Here is a 16,895-nt window from a genome sequence, read left to right on the forward strand (position 1 = left end):
GCGGGGGCTCCTGGTGCGACGGTGGGCGAGGTGGCTGACACCGTAGCCCTCGCGCTCTTCCCCGCACCTCCAGGAGCCGGATTTTCATCCGTTCCCGCGCGGCATGGTGCGGCCGGCGACCGCTACATGCCGGTCGCGGGCCGCACCCTTCTTTCAGTGGCAGTTCGCGCCGGGGCGGCAGGGCCCGCAGCGGGCGTAGTCCCTCTCCCACAGCTTCCAGTCCACCTCGAAGCCGTGCTCGGCGATGACCTGGGCGGTGCGCCGCACCGACCCGTCGTATTTGAACGTGATCTCCGGGATGTGCTCCAGGAAGCCGCCGTCGAAGTGCTGCGCGCAGAACTCGCGGTAGTACACGGTGTCCAGGATGAAGTTGTGCACGGCGATGTCGATGAGACGGCCGCAGCACAGCTCCAGCTCCTGTCCCCAGGTCTCCATGGCGGTGATCAGGTAGGAGACGGCCTGACCGAAGACCCGCTCGGCCATGACCGCGTCCCACGGCCAGTCCCGGGTGAGCAGGTGAATCTGCCGGTTCCACAGCTCGGGTGTCACGAAGTCGCGGGGATCGCGGTGTGCGGTGCGCGGCGTCAGTACGGTCGCGGTTGCCATATGTGTGCTCCTTTCGCTGGCGCGGTGCCTGCCCGGCCAGCACACCGCCGCCGGACGACGAAGAGGAGCGGACTCCCGCAAGCCGCAACCCGGTTGCGGAATACGCAACTCTCCTGGACGGCCGGTGACGGCGCCCCTACCGTGGTGAGGTTTCGGATTCCGGCACTCCAGACCGGGGGCTCGGATGCGCGATCCGTTTTGGGACTCTCCCCGGGCCCGGCAGGTCATCGCCCGTCAGCACGTCGGGGCCCTGATCCAGCTCGCCCGTGAACACCACGGCATGCAGCAGTGCGAGCTGGCTGTCCGGATGGGCCGGTCCAAGTCCGCCGTCAGCCGTATGGAGCAACGCCGGGCCGTCTCAACGGACGAGCTGCGGCCCCTGGCCGTGGAGCTTTCCATCCCTGCGTGGGTAATTGGCGCGGTGCTGGGGCTCATGTACCCACGTGGTTCTAGGGTGGCCGGATCGCGTCCCGCGCCTGCGTCCCAGGAGGATGATCCGATGCGACGTCGCTCGCTCGTCACGGCTGCTGGCCTGAGCGTTCCCGCCTCTCTCGTCTCCCTGGACACGGCGTTCGCGGCCATGCCCTCGCCCAAGCAGCCGCCGAGCGACGTTCCCCGGCAGCTCCGACGTGCCCAAGCCCTGTTCGACAGTGGGCGGCTAACGCGGATGCCACAGGTGCTGGAGGAGTTGCTGGCCACTGCCGAGGCGGCGGCCGAGGACCGCACTGCGGCCGCCTGCGCGCAGGTGTCCCACTGCTACACCCTCGCCTCCCACTACCTGAGCAAGATCGCCCAGTACCGTCTCTCCGGGCAGGCCGCCGACCGGGCCCGCACCTGGGCGAAACTCTCCGGCGACCCGCTGGCGGAAGGAGCATCGGCCAGGGCCCTGAGCATCGTCCTGCGCCATCGGGACCAGGCGCAGGACGCGACGCTGGTCACCCGGACAGCCCTGAACCGCATCGAGGCCACCGGGCTGCCCACCCCCCGGCTCACCGCGATGTACGCGCAGATGCTGTGCACCGCGGCCTACACCGCGGCCCGGGCCGGAGATCGCGACGACGCGCACGGGCTGATCGCCGAAGCCGGGCGGAGCGCCCGTGCACTGCCTGCCACCCCGCACGGAGCGGCCACCATCACCCCGGCAGCCGTCGGCCTCTACGAAGTGGGCGTGCACTGGGCGCTCCACGACGCCGGAGCAGCCGTCGAGGCAGGACAACGACTGCACCCCACGCAGTTCCGCAGCCCGGAACGGCGCGGACGGCTCCACACCGACCTCGCCCGCGCCTGGTGGCAGTGGGGGCGCCCTGAGCAGACCGCCGAGGCTCTGCTGTCCGCCGCCCGCGAGGCCCGGACCGAGGTGCTCGGCCGCCCCTCCATCCGCCGCATCGCCGTGGACCTGGTGCGCCAGCACCCGCAAGCGCCCGGCGTACGCGACCTCTCCTACCTGATCGGCGCCCGGTCCACCGCGCGCCAGATGTAAACGGCACAGCCCGCCGACGAGCCTCCGCGTGAGCGGGGCACCCTCGACGCCATCCAGCCCCTCCTTCTGAATCCCCGGCGCAGCCTAGTAGCCGCTGAGCGGCGGCCCCGCTTCACGGGGGACCGCGCAGGGCACAGCGTGGGCAAGACCGGCGGCCTGGCCGCGCCGTCGGAACGCTCGGCCAAGGAGCAGACGTGCGCCCAGAAACCGTAGGTATGGGCTCTTCCGCGCCAGTCCCATGGGGGATGCGCCGTATGCGTCCATTACGCAATGGGCCCCTCTCCCCGTGGCGGTACGCGGGCATCGATCGAGGCACGCAGACCGGCCGGTGGGTCGGCGAGGACGGGAAAGCAAGGCCGGTCGAACTCGGCAAGCACGGAACATCTGTGAACACGTATCCGTCGACGCAGGTCGGCAAAGACGGCAAGGTGGACACCGACACCGGCCAGGACGCAGAGCAGGACTGAGGTGTCCTATGCGATGGGCGGGCGCCCAGTGCTGGTCTCCACGCAGCACGAGGACGCGACCGCTGATCTGGTCATCGCGGAACTGAGCAGGCGCCGAGTGCCCGTGCTGCGGTTCGATCCAGGCAGGGACTTCCCAGAGCATGCCGCGCTTGCTGCCCGCACCGGGCCGAACGGGTGGGAGGGGCGATTCACGGTTGGCGATCGTTCGGCCGAGTTGTCCGCGGTGCGCGCTCTGTACCACCGTCGGCCAAACCGGCACGCGACGGACGCAGGCGAGCAGTGGGCCCAGTTCGCGGCGCAGGAGAATCGGCGTGGTCTGGGCGGGGTGCTTGGCGCGCTGCCGGACTGTCTGTATCTGAGCCACCCGCAGGCCATCGCTCGTGGCGAGTACAAGCCTGCTCAACTGGACGTCGCGGCTCGTGTGGGACTCACCGTGCCGACGACCTTGATCACGAATGATCCGACGGAAGCCAAGGCGTTCTGCGGCGAGCAGCCGACCATATACAAGCCTCTGCACGCAGGCGCGTACGACGTCGATGGTGAGACCGCTGGAATCTGGGCGGCACCGGTCGAAGCGAGTGAAATGGACGAAGCCGTGAGCCATAGCGCTCATCTGTTCCAGGCTCAGGTGCCCAAAGTCGCGGATGTGCGTGCAGTAGTGGTCGGTACGCAGGTGTTCAGCGCTGTCATCAACGCACCGTCCGGTGTCGTGGACTGGAGAGCCGACTACCTGAGCCTCACCTACGAACCCGTGTTCTGTCCGCAGGAGATTCACGGTGCTCTGGTGAAGTTCCTCGCCGCCTTCGGGCTGAACTTCGGGGCCTTCGACTTCGCGGTGACTGAGGATGGCGAATGGTGGTTTCTGGAGTGCAACCCGAATGGGCAGTGGGCGTGGCTGGAGGACGCGGCGGGGCTGCCGATCACCTCCGCGATCGCTGACCTGTTGGAGAACGGAGCGAGCCCGCATGAATGACCCCCTCCCGTCGTCGCACCCGCGCGCCGACCTCGTGAGGCGCCTCACCGAGACCGGTGCGCTGCGCTCGGCCGAGTGGAAGGCGGCCGTTCTTGCCGTCCCGCGCGAAGCGTTCCTCTCGCGGGGCTGGTTCGAGTACGAGGGCGGCGGCTGGTACGTGCCCGTCCCGCCGGGCCAGGCGTCGGACCTGGCGCGGGTCTACGAGAACGACACCCTCGTGACGCAGGTTGCCGGGGGCGTCTTCCCCGAGTAGGTCGAGGGGCGCATCGCGGCGGCGCCCTCTTCGTCGTCCACGCTGCCGAGCCTGGTCGTGCGGATGCTGGAGGAGCTGCGCGTCACCGAGGGGGCGCACGTCCTGGAGATCGGCACGGGGACGGGCTACTCGACGGCACTGCTGTGCGAGGTCGTTGGTGAGGAGAACGTGACGACCGTCGAGTTCGACGCGGAAGTGTCTGCCCGCGCCGGAATGGCGCTCGCGGGCGCCGGGCACCGGCCGGTGCGGGTGACCGGCGACGGTCTCGCGGGGCACAGGGGCGGCGCACCGTACGACCGCGTGATCGCGACGTGCGGCGTGCACACCGTGCCGGACGCCTGGCTCGCGCAGACCCGCCCCGGCGGCGAGGTGCTGGTCACCGTCGGCGGGTGGATGCACGCGTCCGAACTGGTGCGGCTCACCGTCGCCGACGACGGCACGGCGAGCGGTCCCGTGCTCGGCGGACAGGTCTCGTTCATGCTCGCCCGCCCCCATCTCGCGCCGCCGCTCGGCCTGCTGCCGAACCTGAGCGACGGCGACGCGGCACTCACGGTGCTCGGCGCGGACACGCTCGACGACTGGACGGCCAGGTTCGTCGCCCAGTTCGCGGCACCACGCGCGCAGCGGCTCGCGCTGGAACGGGGCGGCGGCCGTACGGAACACGTCGTCATCAATGTGGAAGCCGGGGCGTGGGCAACCGTGTTCGAGGACGGTGGCAGGTGGATGGTCCGGCAGGGCGGCCCGGCACGTCTGTGGGACCGGATCGCCGAAGCGGTCCTTCGCTGGCAGGCGGACGGCCGGCCTCCGGCCACCCGCATGCGGCTCCACGTCGGCCCCGACGGCCAGCGCCTGACCTGGACCTGACCTGGGCCTGGCCCGCCCTGACACCCAGCAAGACCAGCGGAGCGAGCCGCGCCGGAAACGCCGCGCGGGGCGGCAGAACAGGCAGCGCCCGCCCACCGCCCCGCGCGCGGAGTGGATCAGCTCAGGTCAGCTCAGGAAGGAGTTGACCTGGATCGTCTCGTCGCGGCCCGGGCCGACGCCGATCGCGGAGATCGGCGCGCCGGACATCTCCTCCAGCGCCTTCACGTACGCCTGCGCGTTCTTCGGCAGGTCCGAGAAGGACTTCGCCTTGGTGATGTCCTCGGTCCAGCCCGGCAGGTACTCGTACACCGGCTTCGCGTGGTGGAAGTCCGTCTGGCTGTACGGCAGTTCCTCGACGCGCTTGCCGTCGATCTCGTACGCGACGCAGACGGGGATCTGCTCCCAGCCCGTCAGCACGTCGAGCTTCGTCAGGAAGAAGTCGGTGAGGCCGTTGACGCGGGTCGCGTAGCGGGCGATCACGGCGTCGAACCAGCCGCAGCGGCGGTCGCGGCCCGTGGTGACCCCGCGCTCGCCGCCGATGCTGCGCAGCGCCTCGCCGTCCGCGTCGAACAGCTCCGTCGGGAAGGGGCCCGCGCCGACGCGCGTCGTGTACGCCTTGAGGATGCCGATCACGCGGCTGATCTTCGTCGGGCCCACGCCCGCGCCCGTGCAGGCGCCGCCCGCGGTCGGGTTCGAGGAGGTCACGAAGGGATACGTGCCGTGGTCGACGTCGAGCAGCGTGCCCTGGCCGCCCTCGAAGAGGACGACCTTGCCCTCGTCGATGGCGTCGTTGAGGAGCAGGGTGGTGTCGGCGACGTAGCCCTTGAGCGCGTCCGCGTAGCCGAGCATCTCCTCGACGACCTGCTCGGTGACGATGGCGCGGTGGTTGTAGAGCTTGGCGAGGACCTGGTTCTTGTACTCCAGGGCCGCCTCGACCTTCTGGTGCAGGATCGACTCGTCGAAGAGGTCCTGCACACGGATGCCGGTGCGGTTGATCTTGTCGGCGTAGGTCGGGCCGATGCCGCGCCCCGTCGTGCCGATCTTGCGCTTCCCGAGGAAGCGTTCCGTCACCTTGTCGACGGTGATGTTGTACGGCGTGATCAGGTGCGCGTTACCGCTGATCAGCAGCTTGGACGTGTCGACGCCGCGCTCGTTCAGTCCGCTCAGCTCGGAGAGCAGGACCGACGGGTCGACGACGACTCCGTTGCCGATGACCGGGGTGCACCCCGGGGAGAGGATTCCGGAAGGGAGGAGATGCAGCGCGTACTTCTGGTCGCCTACGACGACCGTGTGACCGGCGTTGTTGCCGCCCTGGTAGCGCACCACATAGTCCACGGACCCACCGAGCAGATCGGTGGCCTTTCCCTTGCCTTCATCACCCCACTGAGCACCGAGCAGCACAAGTGCGGGCACAGGCGTACACCCCTTCCGGGCGGGGCATGTCCCACGTGCATGGCGCTTTTGCCATCGCAAGAGCCGTGGACCGGTGCCCCAGATAGAGGAAGCCCCTGGCGCAACAGCGACAGGGGCTCTTGCACCGAGAGGTTACCTGAGAGAGGAACAAGGTGTCGGCTCCAGACCCCGCGAGGGCTCCCGGCCCTCCCCTGCTCGTGGTCATCGACCCCGCCGCACGGCTGACGGACGGGGAGTCCGTGAGGATCGCGAGGGACGTGCTGTGTGCGGGTGCACCGGGTGTGAAGGTGTGCGTGCCGGACAACCCGGAGGAGATCGCGCGGGCCTTCGCGCGCAGGGGCGCGCGCCGCCCCGTGGTCATCGGTGACGACCTCGCGCTGCTGCGGGCCGTGCAGTTGCTGCACGGGGAGCGGAAGCTGAGCGAGTCGGTGCTGTCGGTGGTCCCCGTCGGCGCGGCGCCGAGCGTGGCGCTGACCCGCGCGCTGGGGGTGCCGCCGGACGCGGTGGGCGCGGCGCGGGCCGCGCTGGGCGGGGCCGAGCAGTGGCTCGACCTGCTCGTCGACGACAGCGGGGGCGTCGTGCTGGGCGGCCTGCGCATCCCGGGCACGGACGGCGTGGGCGGGGCGCGAGGGGTGCGTGGTGCGGGCGGTGCGCGTGGCGCGGTCCCGTCCGACGGTGACGGTGGCAGCGACGGCGCGGCGGACTCGCCCTGGCGCCGCGCCTGCCGCAGCCTCGCGCGTACGGTCCTGGCTCCCCAGCCGGGCGCGGTCACGGGCCGCGTGCCCGCGCAGCGGCTCCGGGTGGAGGCGGACGGTGAGCTGCTCGCCGACTGGGACCGGCCCGTCGAGGAGGTGTCCGTCTCGACGGACGACGGCGGCATGGCGGAGGTGACGGTGCGCGAGCGCGCGGTGTCCGCGCCGGTACGGGCGAGGGCGCGGGCCGTGACCGTCGCGGGACCCGAGTTCCGCTACCGCGCGGGGTGCGCGGAACGGGGGCCCGTGCGGGGTACCCGGACGTGGACGGTGGTGCCGTCCGCGCTGCGGCTGATGGTGCCCATGCGTTGAGGGGGCGGGGTGCGTTGACGGGGGCGGGTGGGGGTCAGCGCCCGGCCACGCCGCCCGGTCCGCCGGGGCCGGTAGGGTCAGCGCCCGGCCACGCCGCCCGGTCCGCCGGGGCCGCTCCGCTCGGCCTCGCGCTCAGCTTCCCGCTCAGCGCGCTGCTTGAGCCAGCGCTCCCGCAGACCGTTCATCTCCTCCGCCACGAAGTCCAGGAACTCCAGGCTCTCCTCGATGCGGCGCCCCGCCGCGCTGTCCGCGCCGACCGCGTCGACCCCGGTGCGGAGCGTGGCGGTCCAGCGGTGCAGCAGGGTGTCGCGGCTGGTGATCGCCTCGAACCAGACGTCGTGGTGGACGCGGTAGCGCTCGCGCCGCGAGCCCGGCTCGCGCTCGCGGCTGACCATGCGGACCTGGGACAGATAGCGGACGGCGCCCGAGATGGCCGCCGGGCTGACCCGGAGGCGCTCGGCGAGCTGCGCCGAGGACAGCGCGCCCTCGTCCGAGGCGAGCAGACAGGCGAAGACCCGGGACGACATGCGCTGCATCCCGGCCTCGGTGAGGTCGGCTGCGAAGCGCTCAACGAACGGGGAGACGGCGCTCTCGTAGTGCCGCTCCGGGGCGGACTCCTCGTGCCCGGCGGGCGCCTGCTCTCGTCGCTCTCGCGTCACCGTTCCAGCTTCTCCCTGCTCAGCTCACGTACGGGAAGACTCTAACGCTTCCTTAACTTCACAAGTTTGTGAAATAAGCGTAGCTTCCAAAACATGAACACGGCCACAGCCATCTCCGTATCCGGCCTCGTGAAGACCTTCGGCCGGACCCGCGCGCTGGACGGTCTCGACCTGGAGGTCGGAACCGGCGAGGTGCACGGCTTCCTCGGGCCGAACGGCGCCGGGAAGTCCACCACCATCCGTGTCCTGCTCGGCCTGCTGCGCGCGGACACCGGCACCGCGCGCCTGCTGGGCCAGGACCCCTGGGACGACGCCGTCGAGCTGCACCGGCGCCTCGCCTACGTGCCCGGAGACGTCGAACTCTGGCCGAACCTCACCGGCGGCGAGGCCATCGACCTGCTCGCGCGTCTGCGCGGGGGCATCGACAAGGGGCGCAGGGACGAACTCATCGAGCGCTTCGACCTCGACCCGACGAAGAAGGGCCGCACGTACTCGAAGGGCAACAGGCAGAAGGTCGCCATCGTCGCCGCGCTGGCCTCGGACGCGGAGCTGCTGCTCCTCGACGAGCCGACGGCGGGGCTCGACCCGCTCATGGAGGTGATCTTCCAGGACGTCATCTTCCAGGCGAAGGACGCCGGGAAGACGGTGCTGCTCTCCAGCCACATCCTGGCCCAGGTCGAGAAGCTGTGCGACCGCGTCAGCATCATCCGGCTGGGCAGGACCGTCCAGTCCGGGACGCTCAGCGAGATGCGGCACCTGACCCGTACGACGATCGAGGCGGAGACCGAGCGCCCCGTCACCGGGCTGCGCGAACTGCCCGGCGTCCACAACCTGCGGACGGACGAGGGGCGCGTGCACTTCGCCGTCGACGGAGCGCACCTGGACGGCGCCGTACGCCACCTCACCGGGCTCGGCCTCCGCAGCCTCACCAGCCACCCGCCCACCCTCGAAGAGCTGATGCTGCGGCACTACGGCGACGAGCTGGCCGCGAACGGCCACCGTGCCGGTGCCGACGCGGAGGCTGGAGCCGGGACCGGGAACGGAGAGGCCGCGTCATGAGCACCGAGACCCCCACCGGCGCCGGGCCGGGAGCGGGCGCCGGGACCGCGGCCCCGGCCCGGCCGCACACCTCGGGCGACGGCCGTACCGGACGCCACGCGCTCGCGGGCACCGGCACCCTGCTGCGCTTCGGACTGCGCCGCGACCGCGTCCGCACCCCCGTCTGGCTCCTCGCCCTGTTCCTGGGCACCCTGTCCTCGACCAGCAAGTTCGAGCAGCTCTACTCCGGCGGCGCCGACCGCGCCACCGTCGCCAGGACCATGGACAGCCCCGCCGGGCTCGCCATGACGGGCCCCCGCCACTACCTCGACGACTACAACTTCGGCTCCATGCTCGGCCACCAGATGATGGGCTTCACCGGAGTCCTCGTCGGCCTGATGAGCGTGCTCATCGTGGTGCGGCACACCCGCGCCGAGGAGGAGACGGGCCGCGCGGAACTGGTGCGTTCCGGTGTCGTCGGACGGCACGCCTCGCTGACCTCCGCCCTGGCCCTCGCCGTCCTCGCCAACCTCGGGCTCGCCCTGCTGCTGGGCTTCGGCCTCCCCGGGCTCGGCATGGACGGGGTGACCACGGACGGCTCGCTGCTCTACGGGGCCGCACACGCCGCGATCGGCATCTTCTTCGCCGCCGTCGCCTGCGTCACCGCGCAGATCACCGGGCACACGCGGGGCGCCTCCGGCATGGCCATGGCCGTCATCGGGGCCGCGTACGTGCTGCGCGCCGCCGGTGACGTCGGCACCGACGCGCTCTCCTGGCTCTCGCCCATCGGCTGGGCGCAGCGCACCTACCCCTACGTCGACAACCGCTGGTGGCCGCTGCTCCTGGCGCTCGGCGCCGCGGCCGTCGTCACGGCCACGGCGTACGTGCTCAGCACCCGGCGCGACGTGGGCGCCGGGCTGCGCGCCCAGAAGCAGGGCGCCTCGGCCGCCTCCGCCGCGCTGGTGCGCCCGCTCGGCTTCGCGCTGCGGCTCCAGCGGGGCACGATGGCGGGCTTCGGCGTCGCGCTGCTCGTGCTGGGCGCGATGTACGGGTCGATCCTGGGCGACGTCGAGGACATGCTCAAGGACGTCGACGCGATGGACAAGGCGCTCGCGCAGGCGGGCGGCGCCTCGTTCACGGACTCCTTCGCCTCCGTCGTCATGATCGTCAACGCGATCCTGGCCGCCGTCTACGTGGTGATGGCCACGCTCAGGCCCCGCGCCGAGGAGAGCGCGGGCCGCGCCGAACCCCTGCTGGCCACGGGCCTCTCGCGCACCCGCTGGGCGGGCAGCCACCTCGTGATCGCCGTCGTCGGCGGCACGGCGGCGCTGCTCCTGGCCGGGCTCGGCTTCGGCCTCGCGGGCGCGGCCTCGACGGGTGACGGCGCGCTGGTCGCGAAGCTGACGGGCGCCGCGCTCGCCTACGCGCCCGCGCTGTGGGTCACGGCGGGCCTCGCCACGCTGCTCTTCGGCTGGCTGCCACGGGCGACCGCCGCGGTGTGGCTCGTGCCGGTGTACGCGTTCGTCGTCGGCTACCTCGGCCAGATCCTCCAGTTCCCCGCCTGGATGAACAACCTCTCCCCCTTCGGCCACGTCCCCCAGCTCCCGGCCCACGACCTGGAGTGGGCCCCGCTGCTGATCCTGACGGCCGTGGCCGCGGCCCTGTTCGCGCTCGGGCTGGCGGGCTTCCGCAGAAGGGACCTGGAGACCAAGTAGCGGCTTCCTGGGACGCCCGGACCGGTCCTGGCGTCCGGGCCGCGTCACACTGGCCACCGTTCGGAAGGGGAGGCACCATGACCGCTATGGCCGAACGCGCTTCTCTCATGGCGGTGGCGGACTTCGAGCAGATCGCCGCCGCCGCGCCCGAGACCGTCACGTTGGAGTTCATCGGCGGACGGATCGGGGAGAAGGCCGTGCCCGACGGCGACCACGGACGCGTCATCCAGTGGCTGACCCGCGTCTGCATGCAGCACAGACCCGAGCTGTGGCTCGACTCCCAGCAGGGGCTGCGGATCGAGACATACCGCGAAGGACGGGCCCGCCCCGACGGCAGTCTCGTGCCCGCCGACGCCTTCGCCGGGCACGGCGAGTGGGCCGACCCCGCGCCCGTGCTGATGGCGGTGGAGGTGACCTCGTACGACTCGGGCACTGATCTGCGCGACCGCGTGGAGAAGCCCCGCGCCTACGCGGAGAGCGGCATCCCCGTCTATCTCCTCGTCGACCGGGAGAACGGCGAGACCGTCGTGCACAGCGAGCCGGACGGGGTCCGTTACGAGCGCACGGCGCGCGTCCCCTTCGGCAAGAGCGTCGCGCTTCCCGAACCGGTGGGGATCACTCTCGACACCGAGCCGCTGAAGAACTGGGCCCGCTGACGGGCCGGAGCGGGCCGGACCCGCGCCCCCGCACGGTGCGTACGGGGGCGCGGTCGCGCTTACTTCAGGGTGTCCAGCAGGACGTCGAAGGCCGCCGTTCGTGGCGTGAACGGCGCGAAATGGCCGACGCCGGGGAGCAGGTGGAGGCGGGTGCCCCAGTCGTTGGCGTAGCGGCGGGACAGTTCCAGCGGGACGTCCTTGTCGGCCGTGCCGTGCAGGATCTCCACCGCGACGCGGGGCAACAGCTTCATCGGGTCGGCCTCGTACAGCCGTCCCGCCACCAGGTCGGGGCCGCCGAGGAACTCGGCGACCGCGCCGTCGCTCAGGCCGAGCTGGTGGGCGCGCCCCAGGTCGGCGACCGGGGAGACGGCCACGATGCGGCCCGCCGCGCGCTCTCTCCTGGCCGCGGCCCACAGCGCCAGTTGACCGCCGGCGGAGTGCCCGAGCAGCACATCGGGCGGTGACCCGAGATGCTCCAGTGCCGCGTCCACGTCCTCGGCGGTCGTCGGCCAGCCGCCACCACCGCCCACGCGCCGGTACTCGACCAGCGCCACCCGCATCCCGCGCCCCGCCAACGCGGCGGCGAAGGGGGACAGATGGGCGCGGTCGTACCGTTCGCGCCAGAAGCCGCCGTGCAGAACCGTGATCCGCGGTCCTGGTGCCCCCACCCCGTAGAAATCGATGACCTGCGAAGGATGCTCGCCGTACCGTTCGACGCGCTCCGGCTCCACCGGTTCCAGCGAGAGCAGAGCCTTGAATTCCTCGTCGCTCACCCCGTCACCCCCGTCACCTCCCCCAGGACGCGAGCCGCGCGCTCGACGTCCGCGAACGAAGTGTAGAGCGGGGTGAAGCCGAAGCGGAGTACGCCGGGACGCCGGAAATCCCCCACTATTCCCCGCGCGATCAGGGCTTCCATCGCCCGGCCCGCGTCCACTCCCCCCTCGCACAGCAGCGACACCTGGCTGCCGCGCCGCCCGTGCGCCTCCGGGGTGAGGGAGCGCGTGCGCCCCTCCGGTACGTAGGCGCGCACGCAGCGCAGGAAGAAGTCCGTGAGGGCGAGGCTCTTGGCGCGCACGGCCGTCAGCTCGACGCCCTCCCATACGCCCAGCGCCTCCTCCAGCGCCAGCAGCGACAGGATGTCCGGCGTGCCGACGCGCCCCCTCGCCGCGCCCTCGGCGGGGCGGTAACCGGCGGACATGGCGAACGGGTCGGCGTGCGAGTTCCAGCCCGGGAGGGGCGAGTCGAAGCGCGGCTGGAGCGCGCGGCGCACATACAGGTACGCGGGCGAACCTGGCCCTCCGTTGAGGTACTTGTACGTGCAGCCGACGGCCAGATCGGCGCCCGAGGCGTCGAGGTCCACGGGTAGTGCGCCCGCGCTGTGGCACAGGTCCCACACGACGCGGGCCCCCGCGCGGTGGACGGCGGCCGTGATGCCTGGCAGATCGTTCAGCTCGCCGGTGCGGTAGTCCACGTGGTTGACGAGGGCCACCGCGGTCGTCGGGCCCACCTCGGCCGCCATGTCCGCGGGGGCGACGGCGCGGACCGTAGCGCCCGTCATCCGCGCGGCCGACTCGGCGAGGTATCCGTCGGTGGGGAACGTGGTCGCGTCGACGAGGACTTCGGTACGGGCCGGTCCGCTGTCGCCCTCGCCCGCGCCGCCCCCGCTGTCGCGCTGGGCCATGCGGACCGCGGCGACGACCGCCTTGAACACGTTGACGCTGGTCGAGTCCCCGGCGACGACCTGCCCCCCGGCCGCGCCGATGAGCGGGGCGATCAGATCGCCGACGCGCTCCGGCGCCGTCCACCAGCCCGACTCCTGCCAGGAGCGGATGCGCAGCCGCCCCCACTCGCGCTCCACCACGTCCGCGAGCCTGCCGGGCACGGAACGGGGGAGGGCGCCCAGCGAGTTGCCGTCGAGATAGACGGTGTCGTCCAGGACGAAGTCCTTGCGCTTGGCGGCCAGCACGTCCTCGGCGTCCAGTGCCGCTGCCTCCGCCGCGAGCGGGCCGCGCCCCTCCGCGATGCCGCCGTGACCACCGCGCTCAGACATGGCTGCGCGCCGTCCACAGCTCGGGGAAGACGTTCTTCGCCGCGCGCTTCTCCAGCCAGGCGACCCCGGCCGAGCCGCCGGTGCCCGTCTTCGCGCCCATGGCGCGGCGCGTGGCCACGAGGTGGTCGTTGCGCCATCGCCACACCAGCTCGGCGACCTCGGTCAACGCCTCGCCCAGCCGCAGCAGTTCGCCCGCCTCGTCCCTGCCCCGGCCGCTGTCGTCCGACGCCGCGTAGACGCGGGCCCACACGGCCTCGACGGCCGGGTCGGGCTCGTAGCGCCGGGAGACGTCGCGCTCCAGGACGTCGGCCGGTATGTCCTCGCCACGGCGGGCGAGGAAGCGCAGCACCTCGTCGTAGAGGCTCGGCTCGTACAGCGACTTCTCCAGCTCGCCGTGCACGCGGGGCGCGCCCTGGTGCGGTACGAGCATGGACGCCGACTTCTCACCGAGCAGGAACTCCATGCGCCGGTACATCGCCGACTGGAACCCTGACCCCTCGCCGAGCGCGGAGCGGTACGCGTTGAACTGCGCGGGGGTGAGGTGTGCCAGCGGTTCCCAGGAGGCGTTGAGCGCCTGGAGTTCGTAGGTGGAGCGCTTCAGCGCGGCCAGCGCGCCCGGCACATCGTCGGCGCGCAGCCGGTCGGCCGCGGTGCGCCACTCGTGCACGATGACGGTGAACCACAGCTCCATGACCTGGGTCGTGACGAGGAAGACCAGCTCGCCCGGGTCGTCGGAGAGGGGGTGCTGGAGGTGGGTGAGGACGTCCGCCTGGACGTAGTCCTCGTACGGGGTGGTGCCTTCGAAGTCCAGGTTCGGTTCGGCCGAACCGGTCTCCGGGGCATCGGGTCGGTGCGACATCGCTGTCTCCTCGACGCAAGCTGCCGGGTAGCGGTCCGCCCCTCCTGTCGTCTCGACGGTTTCGGAGCCCCGGTCCCCTCGGACCCGGCCCCACGACCTGCGCTTGCGCGGCCTGCGGGCGGGCCCACAGGAATCATGGGCAATGCCCCGCGCAGGGGCAAGGCCCGCCCGGATCTCCGCCCGGACGGGCCCTGTGGCGTTCGCCACCACGCGCTGCCTGGTGTGCTTTTGGCGCCTGTGGCTCCCGTGGCTCCGCCGTGCCGTGGCTCCGCTGTGCCGCAGCTCCCCCGTGCTGTGGCTCCGCTGTGCCGCGGCTCCCCCGTGCTGCGGCTCCCGCCGCTCCCCGTCAGGACAGGGTGGAGGCCGCGGTCGGCGAGCTTTCCTTCAGGAAGGTCCAGCAGCGCTCGTACTCCTCCTGCTCGCCAATGGCCTGCGCGGCGCGCGCGAGCGCGTGCAGCGCCCGCAGGAACCCGCGGTTCGGCTCGTGCTCGAACGGCACGGGGCCGTGGCCCTTCCAGCCGTTGCGGCGCAGCGCGTCGAGGCCACGGTGGTACCCGGTGCGGGCGTACGCGTAGGACTCGACGACCCGGCCGCCCTCGAAGGCGTCGTCGGCGAGCTGCGCCCACGCCAGAGAGGAGGTCGGGTACTTCGCGGCGACCTCGGCCGGGGCCGTCCCGGAAGCGAGCAGCTCGCGCGGCTCGGGGTCGTCGGGGAGATGGGTCGGGGGCGGTCCCCCGAGAAGGTTCTCGTGAATGGACATGGTCCCCAGTCTGCCTTCCCCCGAGATGTCGGGCACGGGCGGAGCCGCCCCAGGGCCCGGGTTACGGGGAGGGCGGCGCGGGGGGCCGTTCCGGGCCCGGTCGCGGGTCCGGGTCCGGGGTCGGATTCCGGTTCGGATCCGGGTCCGCGTTCCCGGGGTCGAGCGGGGGTGCGGCGATGCCGCAGTGGTATGTGCTCTCGGGCCGGCACCGCCGTTCCCCGCCTCCCCCCTCGGCACCGGCGCCCTTACCGTCCCGTGCTTCCGGCGCACCGGACGCATCCGGCGCGGGCGGCACATCCCCCACATCCCCCACATCCCGCACGTCCCGCAGCACGTCGGCGCGCACCGTTGCCCAGGCCAGCGCTGCGGCGCAGACCAGGAGCCCCGCGCACAGGGGCATCGCGCGCCGGAACGTCGCCGCGAACTCGTCGGCCGAGCGGTACGCCTCCGGCCCCATCCCCGCCAGCAGCGGCAGCGCGGCGACGGCCACCAGACCGGCCGCGCGGGCGGCGGCGTTGTTGATGCCGCTGGCCAGCCCGGCGCGTGCCACGTCCACCGAGGCGAGCACGGTCGCGGTGAGCGGCGCCACGAGCGCGACCATGCCGCAGCCCAGCACGACGAGCGCGGGCAGCACGTCGGTCACGTAGACGGCCCCGGGCCCCACCCGCATCATCAACAGCATCCCCGCCGCGCACAGCAGCGGCCCGACGGTGAGCGGAACGCGCGGCCCGATCCGCTGCCCCAGCTCACCGGAGCGCGCGGACAGCAGCAGCATCAGCACGGTGGTGGGCAGCAGCGCGGTGCCCGCCTGGAGCGCGGAGTAGCCCGCGACGGTCTGGAGCTGGAGCACGGAGAGGAAGAAGAAGCCGCCGAAGGCCGCGTAGACGCAGACGGTGACGGCGTTGACGGCGGAGAACTGGCGCGACCCGAAGATCGCGAGCGGCATCATCGGCTCCGCCGTCCGCCGCTCCCACCGCAGGAACACCGCGCCCAGCACGAGCCCGACGGCAGCGGGCACCAGCACGCCGGGGGAGGCGCCCCGGTCGGGCGCGGCGATCAGCGCGTACGTCACCGCACCCAGCGCGAGCGCCGCCAGCGCCGCGCCCGTCGCGTCGAACCGGCCGCGCGCCGCCGGATCCCTGGACTCCGGTACATGGCGCAGCGCGACGGGGACGCAGAGCGCGGCGAGCGGGATGTTGAGCAGGAACACCCAGCGCCAGCCGGGCCCGTCGACCAGCCAGCCGCCGATGAACGGGCCGACCGCTGAGGCCACCCCGCCGAGCCCCGACCACGCGCCCACGGCGCGCGCCCGCTGGTCGGGCGCGAAGGTGGCCTGGAGCAGCGCGAGGGAGCCGGGCGTGAGCAGGGCGCCGCCGATGCCCTGGAGCGCGCGGGCCGCGATCAGCACCTCCGAGCTGGGCGCGAGCCCGCACAGCAGCGAAGCCGCCGCGAACCACACCACCCCCACCACGAACACGCGGCGCCGCCCGTACCGGTCCCCGAGCGCCCCGCCCAGCAGGATCAGGCCCGCGAGGGTGAGCATGTAGGCGTTGACCGTCCACTGGAGCACGGCCATGCCGGCGTCGAGGTCGCGGCCGATGCGGGGGAGGGCGACGTTGACGACGGTGCTGTCGAGCATCGCCATGCCCGAGCCCAGCACGGCGACGAACAGCACCCAGCGCCCAGGACCGGCGCCGAGGGAGAGGGTGCCTGGCCCGCCGCCGGACGTGGCGTGTTCCGCTGACGTCTCCGGGTGCGCGGATGTCTCCGGGTGCGCGGACGCGGCCGGTTCCGCTGATGTCGCCGGTCGCTCGGGGTCGCGTGGCGGATCACTCATACGGGGATCCTGCCCGCGCCCGGCGCCTCCCGCCACAGCGCGGACGTCACGCGTTACGCGCCGGAGGCCCGGGGAACGCCGAGGGCCCGGCGCCCCTCCGAGGAGGGAGCCGGGCCCGTCGTCAGCGCGTCAGCGCGTCAGCGCGTCAGCGCGTCAGCGCGTCAGCGCGTCAGCGCGTCAGCGCGTCAGCGCGTCAGCGCG

At 72.5% G+C, this 16,895-nt stretch carries 17 protein-coding genes; 9 read left to right on the forward strand and 8 right to left on the reverse strand.

What is annotated here, in order from left to right:
- Positions 1 to 153 precede the first annotated feature (153 nt).
- Complete coding sequence (locus ACYVOO_RS04615; protein WP_461014351.1) at positions 154 to 606, reverse strand: glycine-rich domain-containing protein; 453 nt, start codon at positions 604 to 606, stop codon at positions 154 to 156.
- Positions 607 to 1,105: 499 nt separating this feature from the next.
- On the opposite strand from ACYVOO_RS04615, the gene ACYVOO_RS04620 reads away from it, so the two are divergent.
- From ACYVOO_RS04620 to ACYVOO_RS04640, 5 genes are all read left to right on the forward strand, one after another.
- Positions 1,106 to 2,086: a transcriptional regulator gene (locus ACYVOO_RS04620; protein ID WP_461014352.1), complete on the forward strand. Its 981-nt coding sequence runs from the start codon at positions 1,106 to 1,108 to the stop codon at positions 2,084 to 2,086.
- A gap of 245 nt (positions 2,087 to 2,331) precedes the next feature.
- Positions 2,332 to 2,553 (forward strand): putative ATP-grasp-modified RiPP, encoded by a 222-nt coding sequence (gene tgmA / locus ACYVOO_RS04625; protein WP_461014370.1) that lies wholly within the window; start codon positions 2,332 to 2,334, stop codon positions 2,551 to 2,553.
- A gap of 1 nt (position 2,554) precedes the next feature.
- Entirely contained in the window at positions 2,555 to 3,526 is a 972-nt protein-coding gene (gene tgmB, locus ACYVOO_RS04630; protein WP_461014353.1) for an ATP-grasp ribosomal peptide maturase, read from the forward strand.
- Entirely contained in the window at positions 3,519 to 3,779 is a 261-nt protein-coding gene (locus tag ACYVOO_RS04635) for a hypothetical protein (protein WP_461014354.1), read from the forward strand. Before tgmB ends, ACYVOO_RS04635 begins: the two co-directional genes overlap by 8 nt.
- Before the next feature lie 51 nt (positions 3,780 to 3,830).
- Entirely contained in the window at positions 3,831 to 4,643 is an 813-nt protein-coding gene (locus ACYVOO_RS04640) for a methyltransferase domain-containing protein (RefSeq protein WP_461014371.1), read from the forward strand.
- 126 nt (positions 4,644 to 4,769) lie between these two features.
- Here the strand turns inward: ACYVOO_RS04640 and ACYVOO_RS04645 are convergent, their stop codons facing one another.
- Positions 4,770 to 6,056 (reverse strand): adenylosuccinate synthase, encoded by a 1,287-nt coding sequence (locus tag ACYVOO_RS04645; protein WP_461014355.1) that lies wholly within the window; start codon positions 6,054 to 6,056, stop codon positions 4,770 to 4,772.
- Positions 6,057 to 6,208: 152 nt separating this feature from the next.
- Between ACYVOO_RS04645 and ACYVOO_RS04650 the strand changes: the two genes are divergently transcribed.
- A complete protein-coding gene (locus ACYVOO_RS04650; RefSeq protein WP_461014356.1) occupies positions 6,209 to 7,120 on the forward strand; it encodes a hypothetical protein in 912 nt (303 codons plus the stop codon).
- A 77-nt stretch (positions 7,121 to 7,197) separates the two neighbouring features.
- On the opposite strand, the gene ACYVOO_RS04655 is transcribed toward ACYVOO_RS04650, so the two are convergent.
- The gene (locus ACYVOO_RS04655; RefSeq protein WP_461014357.1) at positions 7,198 to 7,779 is read right to left on the reverse strand and encodes a GbsR/MarR family transcriptional regulator; all 582 of its coding nucleotides are present in this window, start codon (positions 7,777 to 7,779) and stop codon (positions 7,198 to 7,200) included.
- A gap of 93 nt (positions 7,780 to 7,872) precedes the next feature.
- On the opposite strand from ACYVOO_RS04655, the gene ACYVOO_RS04660 reads away from it, so the two are divergent.
- From ACYVOO_RS04660 to ACYVOO_RS04670, 3 genes are all read left to right on the forward strand, one after another.
- Positions 7,873 to 8,838: an ABC transporter ATP-binding protein gene (locus ACYVOO_RS04660; RefSeq protein ID WP_461014358.1), complete on the forward strand. Its 966-nt coding sequence runs from the start codon at positions 7,873 to 7,875 to the stop codon at positions 8,836 to 8,838.
- Positions 8,835 to 10,532: an ABC transporter permease gene (locus tag ACYVOO_RS04665; RefSeq protein ID WP_461014359.1), complete on the forward strand. Its 1,698-nt coding sequence runs from the start codon at positions 8,835 to 8,837 to the stop codon at positions 10,530 to 10,532. The genes ACYVOO_RS04660 and ACYVOO_RS04665 overlap by 4 nt, the downstream gene beginning before the upstream one ends.
- Before the next feature lie 77 nt (positions 10,533 to 10,609).
- Positions 10,610 to 11,188, forward strand: coding sequence for a Uma2 family endonuclease (locus ACYVOO_RS04670; RefSeq protein WP_461014360.1), 579 nt, complete (start codon positions 10,610 to 10,612; stop codon positions 11,186 to 11,188).
- Between the two features lie 59 nt (positions 11,189 to 11,247).
- Here the strand turns inward: ACYVOO_RS04670 and ACYVOO_RS04675 are convergent, their stop codons facing one another.
- From ACYVOO_RS04675 to ACYVOO_RS04695, 5 genes are all read right to left on the reverse strand, one after another.
- On the reverse strand, positions 11,248 to 11,961 hold the full coding sequence (locus ACYVOO_RS04675) for an alpha/beta hydrolase family protein (protein WP_461014361.1): 714 nt from the start codon (positions 11,959 to 11,961) through the stop codon (positions 11,248 to 11,250).
- On the reverse strand, positions 11,958 to 13,238 hold the full coding sequence (locus tag ACYVOO_RS04680; RefSeq protein WP_461014362.1) for a kynureninase: 1,281 nt from the start codon (positions 13,236 to 13,238) through the stop codon (positions 11,958 to 11,960). Before ACYVOO_RS04680 ends, ACYVOO_RS04675 begins: the two co-directional genes overlap by 4 nt.
- Positions 13,231 to 14,097 (reverse strand): tryptophan 2,3-dioxygenase family protein, encoded by an 867-nt coding sequence (locus ACYVOO_RS04685; RefSeq protein WP_461014363.1) that lies wholly within the window; start codon positions 14,095 to 14,097, stop codon positions 13,231 to 13,233. The genes ACYVOO_RS04680 and ACYVOO_RS04685 overlap by 8 nt, the downstream gene beginning before the upstream one ends.
- Before the next feature lie 346 nt (positions 14,098 to 14,443).
- Positions 14,444 to 14,857 carry a DUF3151 domain-containing protein gene (locus ACYVOO_RS04690; RefSeq protein WP_453348351.1) on the reverse strand — a complete coding sequence of 138 codons (414 nt, stop codon included), beginning with the start codon at positions 14,855 to 14,857 and terminating at the stop codon, positions 14,444 to 14,446.
- A 61-nt stretch (positions 14,858 to 14,918) separates the two neighbouring features.
- Positions 14,919 to 16,694: an MFS transporter gene (locus ACYVOO_RS04695; RefSeq protein WP_461014364.1), complete on the reverse strand. Its 1,776-nt coding sequence runs from the start codon at positions 16,692 to 16,694 to the stop codon at positions 14,919 to 14,921.
- Between the last annotated feature and the right edge of the window lie 201 nt (positions 16,695 to 16,895).

Source organism: Streptomyces daliensis (assembly GCF_054782395.1).